Genomic DNA, 15038 nt, shown 5'->3' with positions numbered 1-15038 from the left:
TTACCTTCTACGGACCCTTCAGAGCCCAAGTGCCAAGGTTGTCGCCTTCACGAAAGCGCTTATGGCGTCGATTGGAACGCCCCACACTGGGAACCGACGTCTTAATCAACTTTCCGAGCGACCTCGTCGCGGACGAGTGACGTCCACTGCGTGATACACGCGCAGGACATTAGCCTATACATAAGTATGGTTGTCCTGGCGCTTCGTGTGCTGGATTTTCATGCGAAATCGGAAGGAACCGTGAGACAGATGACAGTTCTTCAGACTGCGCAGAGCTTTGAAACCCCAGTCGAAAACGGATTGATCGATCCGTTCGGCAGAGCTGTTACTTACCTGCGCGTCTCCGTGACAGACCGGTGTGATTTCCGTTGCACCTATTGCATGGCAGAAAACATGTCGTTCCTTCCAAAAAAGGATCTGTTGTCACTCGACGAGCTCGATCGGCTTTGCTCTGCCTTCATTGAGCGAGGTGTCCGCAAACTTCGGTTGACGGGCGGAGAGCCACTGGTTCGTAAGAACATAATGTATCTGGTCCGCCAGCTGGGCCGACATATCGGTCAGGGGCTCGACGAGCTGACATTGACAACCAACGGCTCCCAGCTGGCGCGGTACGCTTCAGAACTCGCCGACTGCGGCGTGCGGCGGATCAACGTCTCGCTTGACACGCTCGACCCGGAGAAATTCCGTAAGATCACTCGGTGGGGTGATTTCAACCGTGTCATGGAAGGGCTGGACGCTGCGCAGAAGGCCGGGATCGCGATCAAGCTCAATACCGTTGCCCTCAAGGACTTTAACGACAGCGAGATGCCAGCTCTCATCCAGTTCGCTCACGGTCGCGGAATGGACCTCACCGTTATCGAAACGATGCCGATGGGAGAGATCGACGAAGACCGCACTGAGCAATATTTGCCGCTTTCAAAGTTGCGCTCCGATCTGGAGCAACAATTCACGTTTCACGATTTGACGTATCGCACCGGTGGTCCGGCGCGCTTCGTGAAGGTTGCGGAGACAGGTGGTCGTGTGGGCTTTATCACGCCCATGACCCATAATTTCTGCGAAAGCTGCAATCGCGTTCGGCTGACCTGCACAGGTACGCTTTACCTATGTCTCGGCCAGAACGACGCCGCGGACCTTCGGTCTGTACTGCGCACTGATGGAAGCGCCACGGCCATCGATACAGCAATTTCGGAAGCGATCAGTCGCAAGCCGAAAGGCCATGATTTTATCATCGACCGCTCGAACAATCGTCCGAGCGTCGCCCGGCATATGAGCATGACCGGTGGTTGAGCCACGTTTGGTAAAAGGATCTATCAGTCGCGTTCAACAACGACGACCTCCTCCGGTGCTCCATCGCCTTAACTGACAGCTTCTGGGAAAGCCGCTGTGCGAGGCCTTCTCCGTCTCCCTGGCATTTGGATAATGACGGTCGTTGAACGACGGATCTTTGGTCAGGCGCGCTTGGGTAAAGCCAGCGCCACATCGATAAATTCGATCAGTTTGGTCAGATCAACCGGCTTGCCGAGAAAGGCTAGCGCACCACCGTCAAGCGCTGCGCTTCGGGTATATTCGTCGTGATAAGACGTCATGAAGATCATGGGAGGACGGTCTCCGTCCTGATTCAGACGACTTTGAAGTTCGATACCGTTCAGACCGGGCATTTTCACATCAACGACCATGCAGTCCACGGTAGAGCGCTGCTTGAATGCGAGGAAGGCCTCAGCAGACTCGAACAGCTTGCTTTGATATCCGAGCGATTTGATCAGGTCATCGAGCGCTTCGCGGATTGCCAGATCGTCATCGACAACGGCGATTAGGGAAGATTGGGACACTTATTCCGACTCTCATTGTTTTCTTATTGGTCTTAGGCAACGCGGACGAGCGTGGGACTTGCCGATCGTGCCAGATGTTCAGTGGCATGCTCAGTCGCGCGAACCAATTCTGCGACCGACTTCACCTGCATCTTCTTCATGACGTTTCCTCGATGCAGTTTTACGGTGATCTCGCTTATACCGAGCCTGAAGGCGATTTGCTTGTTCATTAGACCTTCGACAACTGCCTCCATCACCTCACGCTCTCGAACTGTCAAGGTCTCGAAGCGGGTTGCGACGTCTTGGTGGCGGCGCATTTCGCGTCGGCGGGTTGCATCGCGTTCGACTGCAGCAAGGACGGCATCCAGAATATCCTGATCGCGAAATGGCTTGGCCAGGAAATCCACGGCGCCCGCTTTCATGGCACGGACGCTCATGGAGATATCGCCGTATCCGGTCATGAAGACGATGGGGAGAAGGCTACCGGCACGCTCGAGATGGGTCTGGAAGTCCAGGCCGTTGATGCCAGGCAAGCGAACGTCAAGAACGATGCAACCCGCGCGATTGAGATCGGCCATCCCCATAAACTCGTTCGGGTTTGCGTAGGCCTCAGCCTCGAACTGCATGGAGCGAAAGAGGTCGATCAGGGACTCCCTCATCGAAAGATCGTCATCGAGAATATAGATGACGGGGGAGTCCGGGTTCCGCTTGCTGGTCTTCATTTCAAGCATCGGCTTTCTCCTTCGGTAATTTGATCTCAAAAATCGCGCCGCCATCGGGATGATTGTGCCCATCAAGCGAGCCGCCTATGGCTTCAATGGTACTTCTGCAAATAGAAAGGCCGATCCCCATGCCGTTTTCCTTGGTCGTGAAGAAAGGCTTGAACAGGTTCTGCTGAGCATCGGCATCAAGTCCTCGCCCTGTATCCCGAACCGTGATTGAGACGTGAGTTGCGTCGGCTGGCGCATCCAGCGTGATGGTCACCAGTTTCTTGGAGGCATCCGATCCCGTCATGGCCTGCGCCGCGTTGGAAATCAGATTTATCAGGACCTGCTGCATCTCGACGCGAATGCCGGCAACCTCTGGAAGTTTCGTCTTTTGGACGACCTCCACATCCGTTTGTTCGCGCTGCAGATCGTGGTCCATCAGCGTGAGTGTGTCGTTGACCAAACTCGCCAGATCAACGGTCTCATTCTCCTTTGGTGTCGGCAGCATCATGACACGTGTGTTCTTGAAAATGTCACTCGCCCGATTACTGTCGCGTAGGATCCGTTCTGCAGATCGCTTTGCCGATTCAATGTCCGGCGGTGTCCGATCAAGCCAGCGAATAAGGGTCTGCGAAGCGACTGCGATTGCTCCAAGTGGCTGATTGAGCTCATGGGCGAGCGACGCCGACAACGCACCGACCGTCGCCGCTTTCGAAGCACGGCTCAGTTCAGCCTGTGCATCGGCAAGCGCCTTGCGTGCTTCCTCTCGCTGCGTCACATCAACCATGCTGACGATCACACGACTGAACGCCGATGGATCTTTCGGAAAGCTGATGTCGAGAAGAACGATTCTCGGTTCGCCATCTTCGTTGAACACCTCTGCATTGTCTTCGAAATAGGTTGCTTCATCCATGATAGCCTGCAGCAGGGCCGTGAACGTATCGCTATCCTTCGGGATGATCCGGTGCATGATGCCACCTGGAACATCGGCAGCAAATGCACCAAGGAGCTCAACCGCCGCCTCGTTGGCATCAACGATTTCAATCTTATAGACGCAATCCTTCAAAAAGCCGGGGTTCGACTGCGCATAGGCCTTCGCGTCGGTCACGCCGCGAGATTTTAGACTCATCAGGAATTCGCGCAATTTCGAATAATCCCACTCCCACAAGGCGACCCGAGTGCGATCAAAAATCGCACGATAGCGGGCTTCACTAGCGCGCAACGCAGAGTTTGTCTGAAGAAGCGCCGTTCTGGCTTGGTCTGTTCGCAACAGCAACGCTGCTGTCACTGCTAGAGCGGCAAGTGCTACACAAAGGCGCAGGAAAGTCGGAAAGTCAGGATCCGACGCGTGTGTCACGAAAAATGAAGTCAACGCGCCTACCATGAAGAGCGCCGTGACGATGATCAGACCAAGCCTGTTTACGGACTCAGCTGCCAGCAGAAGCGCAATCACATATAGAACGGCTATCGCACCCTCGATCTGGGAGAACATATCGACGGCAAAAACCGCCGCAGCCACGAGCAGGGCTGTACTACCAAAGATCAGATCGTATCGACCTGCTTCCAACCTTGCCAATCTCAATTCCAGCACCTGTGTCATGGGCGGTTCCATATCTTTGAGATGAAGGATAGCTTTTCGCGGCGTCCGCCGGACCTATACAATGGTCTAGTTGCTCATTACGGGAACCCTTCGAAACGAGGGAATTCGAGGCAGAGTCGCCAAATAAAAGAGGCCACCTTCCCGGCAGTGGAAGGCGGCCTTTGCGGATCGCGGTGGTCCGCAGTCGGTCCGAGGGGAGGGTTGCTCGGACCTTGCAGCGCCTTGGCGCTGCCGGCCTCGTCGACGGGCGGCGATCGAGGTAACGAGTGCCAGATTAGCGGGCTGTTCGAATGAACGTAACTATACTTAGGTGTCGCCGACCATATACGTTCGCGCACGCGCCCACGGCATTTGAGGACATTCCCACGATTGTGTCGCGGGCTTCGCGTCCTGGCGATTCTAGAATTGGCGCCAGAAAAGCGGCGCCTCAAAGCATCCGATCTCGCGAGCGTCATCCAGTGAAATTCTGTTCGATCCGGCTGACTGAAGCGGACATTTTTCCTATTAATGCGAGCCCAAAGGTGGCGTCAGAGATCTCGGCGGCGGAAAGCCGTATTGATTGCGATAGGTCTGCCAGCATCACCTCTAGGTCTGCCATTGCCCTCGCCCTTGCCACAAGCGACATTTCTTCGAGCTTGGCACAAAGGCCTATGACGATGCCATGGCGCGCATGAGCGGTCATGGATTTGAGATGCTTCATCTGGGCGCCGGCATCATCGGGCCGGACACTGGGGAACGCCAACTGGAGTGCGGCGCCATTGTTCTCGCCGGGTTCGGTTGGCGGAGACATCACTGGTCACCCCACGTTGCCTTGATACGTGATTGAGAGGGGACAGCTGATGGCGCAAAGGAAACGCGGCCACTGCTATAGAACTGGGCCCAGTATCCAAGCGCCATGAAGACGGCGCCGCCAATCAGATTGCCGAGCGTCACCCAGACGAGGTTGTGGATGGCCCCAGCGAACGTCACGCTTGGTGGATGATCACCGATGAGCGCGACCGCAAAGGTAAACATGTTTGCCACCGAATGCTCAAAGCCGGCGGCGACAAAAATCGTGATTGGCCAGAAGATCAGCATGACCTTTGCCGCGGCGTTGTCGGTTCTGCCGGCCATCCAGATAGCCAGACATACAAGCCAGTTGCAGAGGATCCCTCGCGCCAGAAGTGCTGCAGAGCCAGCCGACATCTTTGCAGAGACGATACTGAAGAATGTCTGGCTGCCATCACCAAGGATGACGCCGCCACCTGCAAGATGGATGAGCGCCGCAAGAATAACTGCGCCGACCAGATTGCCGATCCACGCCGCACACCAAACCAGAATGACATCACCGATTGTCGCCCGCCGGGTCAGAACCGCGAGCGTCATGTACATGGCTGTTCCCGTAAACAATTCGGAGCCAGCAAAAACGACGATCGTCAAAGCAGACGAAAAGACGATGCCCATGACCAGATGGGCCCAAGCAGGATCGACGTGAGCACCGGCGGTGAACATTAGAACATCGCCGAAGCCGATATAGGCTCCGGCCATTGCTGCGCCGATCACGAAAGCAAAAAACTGGGTTTTAACGACTTGCGCCTTGTGGACGCCAGCTTCCGCGAAACTGTTGACGGAATCTTCGTACATCGTTCGACCTCTCGCGCCCATCCGGGCGTAACATTTGAGTTGTCGAACCGTAGCCCTCATCGCACCATGGCTGAACCATACGTACGTTTAGGGGACCAGCCCTATGGTATCGTTTTCTGCGTGCTCCGCAGGCTAGTCCGGCAAGGTGAACATCGTTATCGCATGGACGAACGGCCGAGTTGCTGCCCGTATGCGGCAATCTCGCGGCCGACCACGATCCTCTCCGCTTCAAAACCACGCAATGCCGCCACAAGGTTTGTTGCCCGCCGAAGATGCGCACGAAGCGACAGGACGTCGCCGGCCGCCTTGGCCACGCCCATTGCTGTATGGGGGCGAACCACGAACGCCGCATCTCCGATCAGAGCGGTTGAAGTCCCGCTGATCCGGTCCGCCTCATAATCGAAAATGCCCTGGACGGACGGGGCCTCCTCCGCATCGATCGCCACGATGAACTGTGGCGGAAGAAGCCTTGCTGCATCCTCACGCAACAGCCTGCGTCGCAGGTCGGAAAGTTCGCCTCGTGCAAGTGAGAACCGAGAAGACCGTCCGGATTGCCCGGTAAATGTCTATTGCAGGTCTTGTTGCCCGGTGGAATGTGGCCGATGACGTGCGTGCGGGCCGCCTCGTCCAAATCAAGATCCAAGGGGTGGAACCCGAGCCACTCGCTGTCGGGGCTGTCTATCCCACGACACGCATGCTTCTGCCCAAAGTAAGAGCATTCATAGAAGCGCTTGACGAAAAGCTTACAGAAATGCTGGGCCCTCTTTCGCGGCCTGATGAATAGAAGACCCGACGAACGGTCAAGCCTTGCCGATATAAGCCGAAGCGATCCGGCGACTCCACGCCATGATGATCTACTGCGGCGTGCGGCAACTTCTCGCCAACCGGACCGTAAACGAGATTACGCGCGTTGTCGGAATGGAGCTCCAAGTTTTCCTTACGTGGTCTCAGATCGTTTCTTCCGAAAGACTGACAGCAATCTAAACCGCTACGTGGAGGTCTATCCCATCCGTTGCCTTGGGCAGTACAGGATGCGCGCTAGTGCTTTGGAGGGGAACAGGGTTATATTATTTAAATTTATTGATTTTCAATAGCTTACGCCTGACAAGACCAATCCTCGATAGGCTAAAGTCTGGTCAAATCTATACCTAAGCGTGGTATCGCCGCCGATCGCCAGCAGCTTAGGCTGCACCTCACTGCAAACAGATCAGGCCCGAAAATGCAACGGGTGTCTGAGCCAAAGTGAGGTGAAAGACATGTTTCGATGCGTCCGAATCTGGACCGACAGCGAGGGCAATTCCAAGTTCGAGGAGGGGGTCATCGATCTCCCGAAGGGTGAACGCGGAGACACATTAAGTGCGGTGTTCAAGAGCACTTCCATCTCGTTTCGCGAGACCGGGCCTGGCGGAGAATATGCCTGGCATCCTGCCCCCATCCGCCAGTTCGTTCTCACCTTGAGCGGCACGCTCGAGTTCGAAACCAAAAGCGGCAAGCGCTTCACCATTCATCCGGGCGACATTCTACTTGCCGAGGACACAACGGGCACAGGCCATCGTTGGCGGCTGCTCGGGGAAGATCCGTGGCGTCGCGCATATGTGATCCTGGCAAACGCTGCCAGCGCCGGGTTCGTCGCAACCACGTCGTCGCAGAGCAAGGAGCAGGTGCATGGCTAACGTCAACGAGAAAGCCGACATCGTTCTCATCGGCGCCGGCATCATGAGCGCGACCGTGGCGACCATGCTCAAGGAGCTTGAACCTGGGCTGTCCATGGTTGCTTTCGAAGTGCTTGAGGACTGCGCGCTCGAAAGCTCCCATGGCTGGAACAACGCCGGTACGGGCCACGCGGCCAATTGCGAACTGAACTACACGCCCCAGCTCGCAGACGGCACCGTCGATATCCACAAGGCCCTCGAAGTCAACGTCGAATTCGACGTCTCGCGGCAGCTTTGGTCACATCTCGTCCGCAAGGGCGCGATCCAGGATCCGGGCGCCTTCTTGCATGCCTGCCCCCATATGAGCTTCGTGACCGGGGACGCCAATGTCGCGTTTCTTCGCAAACGCTTCGCTGCCATGACGAAAAGCCATTGCTACCATGGCATGGAGTTCTCGGACGCTTCGGCCAGGATCGAAGAGTGGGCGCCGCTCGTCATGGAAGGTCGCGCCAATGGCGAAGCGGTTGCAGCTACCCGCATCGTCAGCGGTGCGGATGTCGACTATGGTGCCCTCACCCATCTTCTGATAGCCCAGCTTTCGGCGCAGAGCGGCTTCTCGGTGTTTTTTAAGCACCGCGTCACGGACCTGTCGCGGACCGAGGACGGAAAATGGCGCGTCGAGGTGGAGGATGTCACAAGCGGTGACAGGTCCTCGACCGTTGCTGGCTTCGTATTCATCGGCGCCGGCGGCGCGTCCATCGAGCTCCTCCAGAAATCCGGCATTCCCGAAGGTCACGGTTATAGCGGTTTCCCAGTTAGCGGGATCTGGCTTCGGTGTGACGACGATGCCGTTGCAAGCCGCCATCATGTCAAGGTCTACGGTAAGGCGGCACACGGCTCTCCGCCCATGTCGGTGCCTCACCTCGACACTCGCATCATCGGCGGCAAGCGCTCGGTCCTGTTCGGCCCCTATGCCGGCTTCTCGACCAAGTTTCTGAAGGAGGGATCATATCTTGATCTCTTCGGTTCGATCCGTCCGGCCAACATTCTGCCGATGCTGGATGTGGCATTCCACAGCTTGCAGCTCGAGGAATATCTCGTCGGCCAGGTCGTCGCGACTGACCGCGCAAAGTTCGAAACGCTGCAGCATTTCTTCCCGTTGGCAAAGGAAGAAGACTGGACCGAAGCCGTCGCCGGTCAGCGCGTCCAGATCATCAAGCCGAAGGGACATGTGGGTGGCGAACTGGAATTCGGCACGCAGCTGATTGCTGCCGCCGATAACTCCCTCGTCGTACTCCTCGGTGCCTCCCCTGGTGCTTCAACGGCGGCTTTCATCGCGATCGAAGTCCTCGAAAAGTGCTTTGCCGACAGGCTGACCGAAGACGCCTGGCTGCCACGCCTGAGTGAAGTCATCCCGACTTACGGCATCGACCTCAAGACGGACGCTGATGCCTGCCGCAAGATCAGATCAGAGACCGCCTCCGTGCTCGGTCTGGAATTCGTTTGATCTGATATGGATATGGCCCGGGACAAACAAGCCGTAGAGCCCCGGGCCTCTGTCCCGGCGGCTCGCGCGGCCCACCTTGCCGCGCGTATCGGCCGCCTTCTCTACATGAATGGGGCCGATACGCGGCATGTCGCACATAACGTCACCGAGATTGCCCGACACCTTGGGCATCCTGCCCACGCCCTGGTCACCCCGGAGGGCATCCTCGTTACCGTTGGAACCGAGGAGCAGTTCAGCACCAAACTCGGCCACGAAGTAGCCACGACCGGTGTGAACATGGGCAAGTTGCTGGAGATCCAGCAAATCGCCGATGATATCCTCCTGCGCCGAGATGGCTCATTCGAGATCGAGCGTCGGATCGATGACGCCGAACGAAATAGTCATGGCTATCCCGAGTATGTGGTCATCCTGGGTGTAGCGGTGACGACCGGCTCCCTGGCCATGTTGTTCGGTTCTTCCTGGACGGTGGCGCTGGCATCTTTTGTAACAGGCTTGGTCAGCACCCTTCTAAGGCGGCGCCTGCCGGAGCTTCTACCGAACCCCTTCGCGGTCACTTTCGCTGTGGCCATCATCAGCGGCCTTGTCGCAGTCTTTGCATTACGGCTGCGGCCGGAGGAATCGCCGATCCTTGCGCTGACGGCAGCCGGGATGATCCTCGTTCCGGGTGTCCCCCTCATCAACGGCATTCGAGAAATTGCCACGGGCCACGCCGGAAACGGCATTGCCCGGCTGACAACGGGGATAACCCTCGTCCTAACGATCGGCTTCGCGCTCTATGTGGTGGGTGTTGTCACGGGCGCCAAGTTGCCGGTCGATGTGGGGCCGGGCATGCTCCCGGTCCCCGAAGATCTCTTGTTCTCCGCACTCGCAGCCATCGGCTTTGCCTTGCTCTTCAACGTTCCTGTTCGGGGCATCGCCTTCTGCGTCATCGCAGGAATGGCAAGCCACGGACTGCGCACCGGCCCGGAGGAACTGGGCATAAACCTCCCGATCGCCTCGCTGATTGGTGCCATAGTTGCCGCACTGATCGCGAGATTGGCGGCATCCATTCACCAGGTGCCCGCCGTGGTGTTTGCCTTTCCAGGCGTCGTCGCAATGATCCCCGGATCATTCGGCTTCCGCGCTGGTATCGGCGGCCTCTAGATTATGTCTCTGGGCGCCAAAGCTCCGCTTGACCTCGTCGCCAACACATTCTCGCTCGCCATCATCACGACAATCACCACCATCGCCATTGCCATCGGCCTGGCGTTGCCGCTCTCGGGCTTCCCGAACGAGTCTTCACCTGCGAACTCACGAAAGGACCAAGACCATGAATGACACCACAAGCAGCCATCCGGTGATGAAGGACATTCCGATCGGCCTCGCTGCAACGGGCGAACGCACCGAGTTCGACAGCATGGGCGAAGTAACGGTCCCTGCTGATCGTTACTGGGGGGCTCAGACGCAACGGTCCCTGCTTCACTTCAATATCGGTGGCGATCGGATGCCGAAGGCCGTTTACCATGCCTACGGTGTCGTCAAGAAGGCGGCGGCTCTCGTCAACGGCCAATCCGGCAAGCTCCCCGGCTGGAAGATGTACGCCATCGTAAAGGCCGCCGACGAGGCAATCGCCGGTGATCTCGATGCGCACTTCCCCCTCTTCGTATGGCAGACCGGTTCCGGAACTCAGTCCAACATGAACGTCAACGAAGTCCTGTCGAACCGAGCGATCCAGCTGCTCGGCGGAACCCTCGGCTCGCAGCATCCGGTCGGTCCGAACGACGACGTCAATATGGGCCAGTCTTCCAATGACAGCTTTCCGACGGCTATGCATATCGCCGCAGTGACCGCGATCGACGATCGGCTCATCCCCGAACTCGAGAAGCTGGCATCGACGATCGAGAAGAAGGCAGCTGGATGGATGGACGTGGTCAAGGTTGGCCGCACCCATCTCGAAGACGCGACACCGCTGTCGGTCGGGCAGGAATGGTCCGGCTGGGCCGCCCAAATCCGCGCAGTCATCGCCGAAATCCAGCATGCACGCGAGGGCCTGCTTGAGCTTGCACTCGGTGGTACGGCCGTCGGTACCGGCCTCAATGCGCCGGCGGGCTTTTCGGTCAATGTCGCGAACAAGATTGCAGAACTCACCGGAAAGCCGTTCGTAACTGCACCCAACAAGTTCATGGCGCAGGGTTCGCTCGATCCCATGGTTCGCGCCTCGGCCGCGCTGCGCGGTGTCGCTGTCTCCCTCATGAAGATCGCCAATGACATGCGCTGGCTCGCCTCCGGCCCGCGCTGCGGCTTTGGCGAACTGAAACTGCCGGCCAATGAACCGGGCTCTTCCATCATGCCCGGCAAGGTCAACCCGACACAATGCGAAGCGATGGTAATGATCTCGATCCAGGTGATCGGCGACGACACCGCGACCGCATTCGCCGGCAGTCAGGGCAATTTTGAGCTCAACGCCATGCGGCCGATCATCATCAATAATTTCCTGCACTCGGCGGCAATTCTGGCCGACGGCTGCGAGAAATTCCGCACCTATTCGGTCGAAGGCACGGAGATCGACCGGGATCGGATCCAGTCCTATGTCGATAATAATCTGATGTTGGTCACCGCGCTGTCTCCGGTTATCGGCTATCAGAAGGCCGCCCATATTGCCGAAAATGCCGTCGCGACCGGCTCGACCCTCAAGGCGGCCGCGCTTTCATCCGGTTTCGTGACCGAAGAGCAGTATGAGAAGGTTATCGTTCCCGGAAACATGATTGGCAGCGGCTTGGCCGGCGCCTGATCGATCAGTTACAGCAAATGCAGCCGTCTCCAGGTGGAGAGACGGCCGCAAAGTAGCCAGGTTTGCAGCGCCGCAATTAGATCACGATACTCGTCCAGCGACTGTCTACACAACTTTCCGGAAAGCAAGCAATTACGCGCACTAAGGTTGCAATCACAAGCGGATTGTCCAAAAGTTAACAACGTTTAACTGTTTGGAAAATTTGCGGCAATCAACCCAGAGCTTATGTCCCACCCACGGTCATGCATATCAGACATAGCAGCTGACCGTTCGAAAGGATCACGACCATGATGATGAGCACTCGTCAGTTTGTCACCGTAGGTCTCGTCGCCTTGACGATCGCCGGCACGGCTGTCGCCACCGCTTCCTAGGCCGAAGCACATAACAATTTCGGACGCGGCCTTGGAGCCGGTCGTTCCTCCTCCCGCCGGTCCTGCAGGATGCATTGATCCACGACAGGAAGATCCAACCGTATATCCCGAGCTTGACCTTGGCGGGACGACGCCAGACGGAACCGTGCTCGAAGGCACGTTCAATTTCCTGGCAGTTGACACTCTCGCTCCGGCAGATCTGGCCAGGGCAGAATTCACGATCGATGTCTTGACGTTGAATCGGGAGATCATGCGCGTAGCCCGCAAGAGCGCCTACACCGGGTTTCGGGCGCGCCTCCGCGAATATGTCGAAGAGAAAGAAAATGGCGCAGGCGCGAAGAAACTGACCGAATTGCGCGAGGGTGTCCTTGATGACCGCCACCTGACCGTCTTCTCCGAAATGCGACGCCAGCGCCAGTTCCTGCCAGATATTCTCGCGCTTTTCGAAAGGGCGCCCCAGGCCATCGACTGGCCGGTGATCCGCCGCTAACGCGTCCGGACACACCGCAGCCTTCCCGGACATCCATCAAGCTGCGATGCGCGCCGCAGCCAGACGCTTCTGCTTTTGACGCCAGGCTGTCGGCGTTGTCGCTGCCACCCTGCGAAATACGCGCGACAGGTGCGCCTGATCGGCAAGGCCGCATTCGAGTGCGACTTCGCAAAGCGGCATGCCGTCTGCGATCAGTTGCTTTGCCCGCTCAACACGACGAGTAGTGATATACACGTGTGGGGAGGTGCCAACGCTACACCTGAAGGCTGCAGAGAAATAGCTGGTGCTTAACTTGGCCAGTTCCGCAAGCCCGTCGAGGCAAAGCTTTTCAGACAGACGCGTATCGATATGGGCGGTCACGCGCTTGACCTGCCAGGGCGCCAGCCCACCCGGCGTCGGCTTGGTGACCTGCTCCGGCCTTATCTCAGATACATACGGCACTGCCTCCGGGAATGCGCCCTTCGCGGAAATTCCGCCGACGTTGGAAAAGTTTAAGACGCGCTCAGCGATGATGGTCTGGAACGGCATATCGATCTCCGATGCAACTGATGAAGCACTTGATGGGAGCGATAGTGCCGGTCACGCAGATGCATCGAAACTCAACTGAGATACATGTCAGGTAGCTCTCAATGTGAGGCAGTGATACCTAAGTATGGTAGGGTTCGCAGGGGCCATTGCGGTAGCGCGCGACAATCAGCCGACCCGAATAACCGGCAATCGAGGGGTCACAAGGTGCCAAGCAGAGACCGATAGCCTTCGGTCAGGAATTGCGACGCCACGTCCCAGGTGACACACCGACGGCAGTCGTGAAAGCGCGCGTGAAGTGGCTCTGATCGGCAAAACCACATGCTGTCGCGACGTCCAACAACGGCAGTTCGGTGGTACGAAGCAATTCGCACGCACGCGAAATCCGCTCGCTCTGCAGCCATTTGTAGGGCGTCATCCCGGTCGTCTCGCGAAACGCGTGGATGAAATATCCGCGCGAGAGATTGCAAGCCTCGGCAACGTCCAGGATCGAGATATCCCCCTTCAGATTTTCGAGCAGGATATTTTTCGCCAGGGCCTCATGGGCACGGGATAGCTTCCGGATGCTCTTCACGGACGACAGTTTCCCACCATACTCCTGCACTATGTGCGTGCCGATCGCGGAAGCCAATTGATCGACAAAGAGTTGGCTGGCCCGTTCCGGCCGCTCCAGCGCAGGGATCAAAGTCTTGACCAGATTGGCAAGGACTGGATCGCTGTATGCCGTCTTGACATCGAGAGAAAAGACGCCGGAGAGGTCGCTCTCCTGGGCGATGCGTTGCAACGAGGCTGGCGAAATCTCGAGCAACAGGAAGTCGAAGGGTCCCCAGAGGTCGGCCTTGTAAGGGTCGGCAAGATTGCGGATATACATCGAATTTTCCGCAAATTCGTAAGTCGTGGCATGGTGCTCGTGGAAAATCCGACGGGAATGGCCACCAGTTGTCGAAATCCCGATGACGAAACCACGATCGCTGGCTGCGGTCGTCACCTGATCAAGGGTTAGCTCCTTCGTACCCTTGCGGAAGAATCTTATATCGGCGCCCTGAACGGTCTGGTTCTTGTAAAGCTTGTCGAAGGGGCAACCGAAGCTGTCCTTGACCTGATCGGCCTGCGCCTTTGGCCCAATGGCGGGATTATGGTCCAAATCGCTTAGCTCTCTTTGTTCTAGGACGGGGCCGATCAGATATCGTCCGATAGGAACGGCCAACCGCTATATGTTGGCCGATTTCGCTCTTCGACGCCATAGCGACAAAGGGATAAGGCGAAAAACGCGGCAATAATATACAAATCGGCGCTGGACAGACTGTTGCGAATTGGAATGATGGCCACGGGATTTTAGTGAGAAGAACTTTGGCAACAGGTGAAGAAGTCGCCGATTGTTTCGGTGCAAACAATGCCCGCTCTCTTGTGACTAGGCCGTTGCAGGGCGCAGAACTTGCCATCACGCATCTATCGCGTGACTACGACGAAGATGATCCGCCGGTCGTCTTGCCTTCCGATGACGCATTTCTCGTCGTCCTTTACCTCATAGATGTTGAGCATCGCGATCTTTTTCCAGATCGTCCGGCCGCGCCTTTGAAACGGTATCCGAAGGATTCAATATGCTTGATCAGTCTCAAACAGGGGGCCGCGATCGCGATCCGAGGACGGTTTGAAGCTATCGTGTTCCACATTCCCCGCCAGAACCTCATCGAACTGACTGAGCGAGCCGGCCAGCCCCCTGTCGACGACTTGGCGACTTGCAGGGGGATCGAAGACCAGACGATTGCAGACCTTGGAGCCGCGCTAATCCCCCTTTGTCACTCGAGCGGCGGGGCGGAAAGACATTCACTGCCCCATATCGCCTTGGCCTTTTGTGCCCATATTGCCCATCAATACGGGCGTTCGGCCCGTCCGAACTGAAGCCTCCTTACGCTCACCGCAAGCGCTTGGTCCTCCCCTCAAGTCAGCTCTGAATTCGTGTGATCCATGACGGCGATCCGAAA

The 15038-nt window shown here is 57.4% G+C and carries 17 protein-coding genes; 9 read left to right on the top strand and 8 right to left on the bottom strand.

Going from position 1 to position 15038, the window contains the following annotated elements; genetic code table 11:
- Nucleotides 1-249 precede the first annotated feature (249 nt).
- The gene (gene moaA, locus AB8B29_RS30600; RefSeq protein ID WP_439007141.1) at nucleotides 250-1287 is read left to right on the top strand and encodes a GTP 3',8-cyclase MoaA; all 1038 of its coding nucleotides are present in this window, start codon (nucleotides 250-252) and stop codon (nucleotides 1285-1287) included.
- Between the two features lie 161 nt (nucleotides 1288-1448).
- Here moaA and AB8B29_RS30595 read toward each other — a convergent pair whose 3' ends face one another.
- The 6 genes from AB8B29_RS30595 to AB8B29_RS30570 all read right to left on the bottom strand — a co-directional run bounded on the left by AB8B29_RS30595 (nucleotide 1449) and on the right by AB8B29_RS30570 (nucleotide 6226).
- On the bottom strand, nucleotides 1449-1829 hold the full coding sequence (locus AB8B29_RS30595; RefSeq protein ID WP_037198682.1) for a response regulator transcription factor: 381 nt from the start codon (nucleotides 1827-1829) through the stop codon (nucleotides 1449-1451).
- Nucleotides 1830-1861: 32 nt separating this feature from the next.
- A complete protein-coding gene (locus AB8B29_RS30590; RefSeq protein ID WP_037198683.1) occupies nucleotides 1862-2539 on the bottom strand; it encodes a response regulator transcription factor in 678 nt (225 codons plus the stop codon).
- Nucleotides 2532-4115 (bottom strand): sensor histidine kinase, encoded by a 1584-nt coding sequence (locus AB8B29_RS30585; protein WP_037198753.1) that lies wholly within the window; start codon nucleotides 4113-4115, stop codon nucleotides 2532-2534. Before AB8B29_RS30585 ends, AB8B29_RS30590 begins: the two co-directional genes overlap by 8 nt.
- A gap of 451 nt (nucleotides 4116-4566) precedes the next feature.
- Entirely contained in the window at nucleotides 4567-4815 is a 249-nt protein-coding gene (locus AB8B29_RS30580) for a hypothetical protein (RefSeq protein ID WP_131512035.1), read from the bottom strand.
- An 89-nt stretch (nucleotides 4816-4904) separates the two neighbouring features.
- Nucleotides 4905-5738 carry a formate/nitrite transporter family protein gene (locus tag AB8B29_RS30575; protein WP_037198686.1) on the bottom strand — a complete coding sequence of 278 codons (834 nt, stop codon included), beginning with the start codon at nucleotides 5736-5738 and terminating at the stop codon, nucleotides 4905-4907.
- Nucleotides 5739-5893: 155 nt separating this feature from the next.
- Nucleotides 5894-6226, bottom strand: coding sequence for a hypothetical protein (locus AB8B29_RS30570; protein ID WP_051963891.1), 333 nt, complete (start codon nucleotides 6224-6226; stop codon nucleotides 5894-5896).
- A gap of 74 nt (nucleotides 6227-6300) precedes the next feature.
- Between AB8B29_RS30570 and AB8B29_RS30565 the strand changes: the two genes are divergently transcribed.
- From AB8B29_RS30565 to AB8B29_RS30535, 7 genes are all read left to right on the top strand, one after another.
- Nucleotides 6301-6522, top strand: coding sequence for a LysR substrate-binding domain-containing protein (locus AB8B29_RS30565; RefSeq protein WP_037198687.1), 222 nt, complete (start codon nucleotides 6301-6303; stop codon nucleotides 6520-6522).
- 472 nt (nucleotides 6523-6994) lie between these two features.
- A complete protein-coding gene (locus tag AB8B29_RS30560) occupies nucleotides 6995-7411 on the top strand; it encodes a cupin domain-containing protein (RefSeq protein ID WP_037198688.1) in 417 nt (138 codons plus the stop codon).
- Nucleotides 7404-8897 carry a malate dehydrogenase (quinone) gene (gene mqo / locus AB8B29_RS30555; RefSeq protein ID WP_037198689.1) on the top strand — a complete coding sequence of 498 codons (1494 nt, stop codon included), beginning with the start codon at nucleotides 7404-7406 and terminating at the stop codon, nucleotides 8895-8897. Before AB8B29_RS30560 ends, mqo begins: the two co-directional genes overlap by 8 nt.
- A gap of 12 nt (nucleotides 8898-8909) precedes the next feature.
- Nucleotides 8910-10040 carry a threonine/serine ThrE exporter family protein gene (locus AB8B29_RS30550; RefSeq protein ID WP_162734457.1) on the top strand — a complete coding sequence of 377 codons (1131 nt, stop codon included), beginning with the start codon at nucleotides 8910-8912 and terminating at the stop codon, nucleotides 10038-10040.
- 3 nt (nucleotides 10041-10043) lie between these two features.
- Nucleotides 10044-10214, top strand: coding sequence for a hypothetical protein (locus AB8B29_RS30545; protein ID WP_156143663.1), 171 nt, complete (start codon nucleotides 10044-10046; stop codon nucleotides 10212-10214).
- Nucleotides 10207-11667, top strand: coding sequence for a class II fumarate hydratase (fumC, locus tag AB8B29_RS30540; protein WP_439006975.1), 1461 nt, complete (start codon nucleotides 10207-10209; stop codon nucleotides 11665-11667). The genes AB8B29_RS30545 and fumC overlap by 8 nt, the downstream gene beginning before the upstream one ends.
- 402 nt (nucleotides 11668-12069) lie before the next feature.
- Nucleotides 12070-12528 carry a hypothetical protein gene (locus tag AB8B29_RS30535; RefSeq protein ID WP_052224363.1) on the top strand — a complete coding sequence of 153 codons (459 nt, stop codon included), beginning with the start codon at nucleotides 12070-12072 and terminating at the stop codon, nucleotides 12526-12528.
- A gap of 36 nt (nucleotides 12529-12564) precedes the next feature.
- On the opposite strand, the gene AB8B29_RS30530 is transcribed toward AB8B29_RS30535, so the two are convergent.
- A complete protein-coding gene (locus AB8B29_RS30530; protein WP_051963897.1) occupies nucleotides 12565-13056 on the bottom strand; it encodes a helix-turn-helix domain-containing protein in 492 nt (163 codons plus the stop codon).
- 232 nt (nucleotides 13057-13288) lie between these two features.
- Nucleotides 13289-14197: a helix-turn-helix domain-containing protein gene (locus AB8B29_RS30525; protein ID WP_202032793.1), complete on the bottom strand. Its 909-nt coding sequence runs from the start codon at nucleotides 14195-14197 to the stop codon at nucleotides 13289-13291.
- 206 nt (nucleotides 14198-14403) lie between these two features.
- On the opposite strand from AB8B29_RS30525, the gene AB8B29_RS30520 reads away from it, so the two are divergent.
- A complete protein-coding gene (locus tag AB8B29_RS30520) occupies nucleotides 14404-14955 on the top strand; it encodes a hypothetical protein (RefSeq protein WP_051963900.1) in 552 nt (183 codons plus the stop codon).
- Nucleotides 14956-15038 lie beyond the last annotated feature (83 nt).

Origin of the sequence: Rhizobium sp. 11_C7_N12_5 (assembly GCF_051811145.1) — a bacterium.
Classification (GTDB): Bacteria; Pseudomonadota; Alphaproteobacteria; order Rhizobiales; family Rhizobiaceae; genus Rhizobium; species Rhizobium lusitanum.
This window is presented reverse-complemented; position numbering and strand designations above follow the sequence as displayed.

Excerpts from the sequence above, each read along its gene's own strand:
- moaA (WP_439007141.1), top strand. The coding sequence starts at position 250 with ATGACAGTTCTTCAGACTGCGCAGAGCTTTGAAACCCCAGTCGAAAAC.
- AB8B29_RS30590 (WP_037198683.1), bottom strand. The coding sequence starts at position 2,539 with ATGCTTGAAATGAAGACCAGCAAGCGGAACCCGGACTCCCCCGTCATC.
- AB8B29_RS30585 (WP_037198753.1), bottom strand. The coding sequence starts at position 4,115 with ATGACACAGGTGCTGGAATTGAGATTGGCAAGGTTGGAAGCAGGTCGA.
- AB8B29_RS30580 (WP_131512035.1), bottom strand. The coding sequence starts at position 4,815 with ATGAAGCATCTCAAATCCATGACCGCTCATGCGCGCCATGGCATCGTC.
- AB8B29_RS30575 (WP_037198686.1), bottom strand. The coding sequence starts at position 5,738 with ATGTACGAAGATTCCGTCAACAGTTTCGCGGAAGCTGGCGTCCACAAG.
- AB8B29_RS30565 (WP_037198687.1), top strand. The coding sequence starts at position 6,301 with ATGTCTATTGCAGGTCTTGTTGCCCGGTGGAATGTGGCCGATGACGTG.
- AB8B29_RS30560 (WP_037198688.1), top strand. The coding sequence starts at position 6,995 with ATGTTTCGATGCGTCCGAATCTGGACCGACAGCGAGGGCAATTCCAAG.
- mqo (WP_037198689.1), top strand. The coding sequence starts at position 7,404 with ATGGCTAACGTCAACGAGAAAGCCGACATCGTTCTCATCGGCGCCGGC.
- AB8B29_RS30550 (WP_162734457.1), top strand. The coding sequence starts at position 8,910 with ATGGCCCGGGACAAACAAGCCGTAGAGCCCCGGGCCTCTGTCCCGGCG.
- AB8B29_RS30545 (WP_156143663.1), top strand. The coding sequence starts at position 10,044 with ATGTCTCTGGGCGCCAAAGCTCCGCTTGACCTCGTCGCCAACACATTC.
- fumC (WP_439006975.1), top strand. The coding sequence starts at position 10,207 with ATGAATGACACCACAAGCAGCCATCCGGTGATGAAGGACATTCCGATC.
- AB8B29_RS30530 (WP_051963897.1), bottom strand. The coding sequence starts at position 13,056 with ATGCCGTTCCAGACCATCATCGCTGAGCGCGTCTTAAACTTTTCCAAC.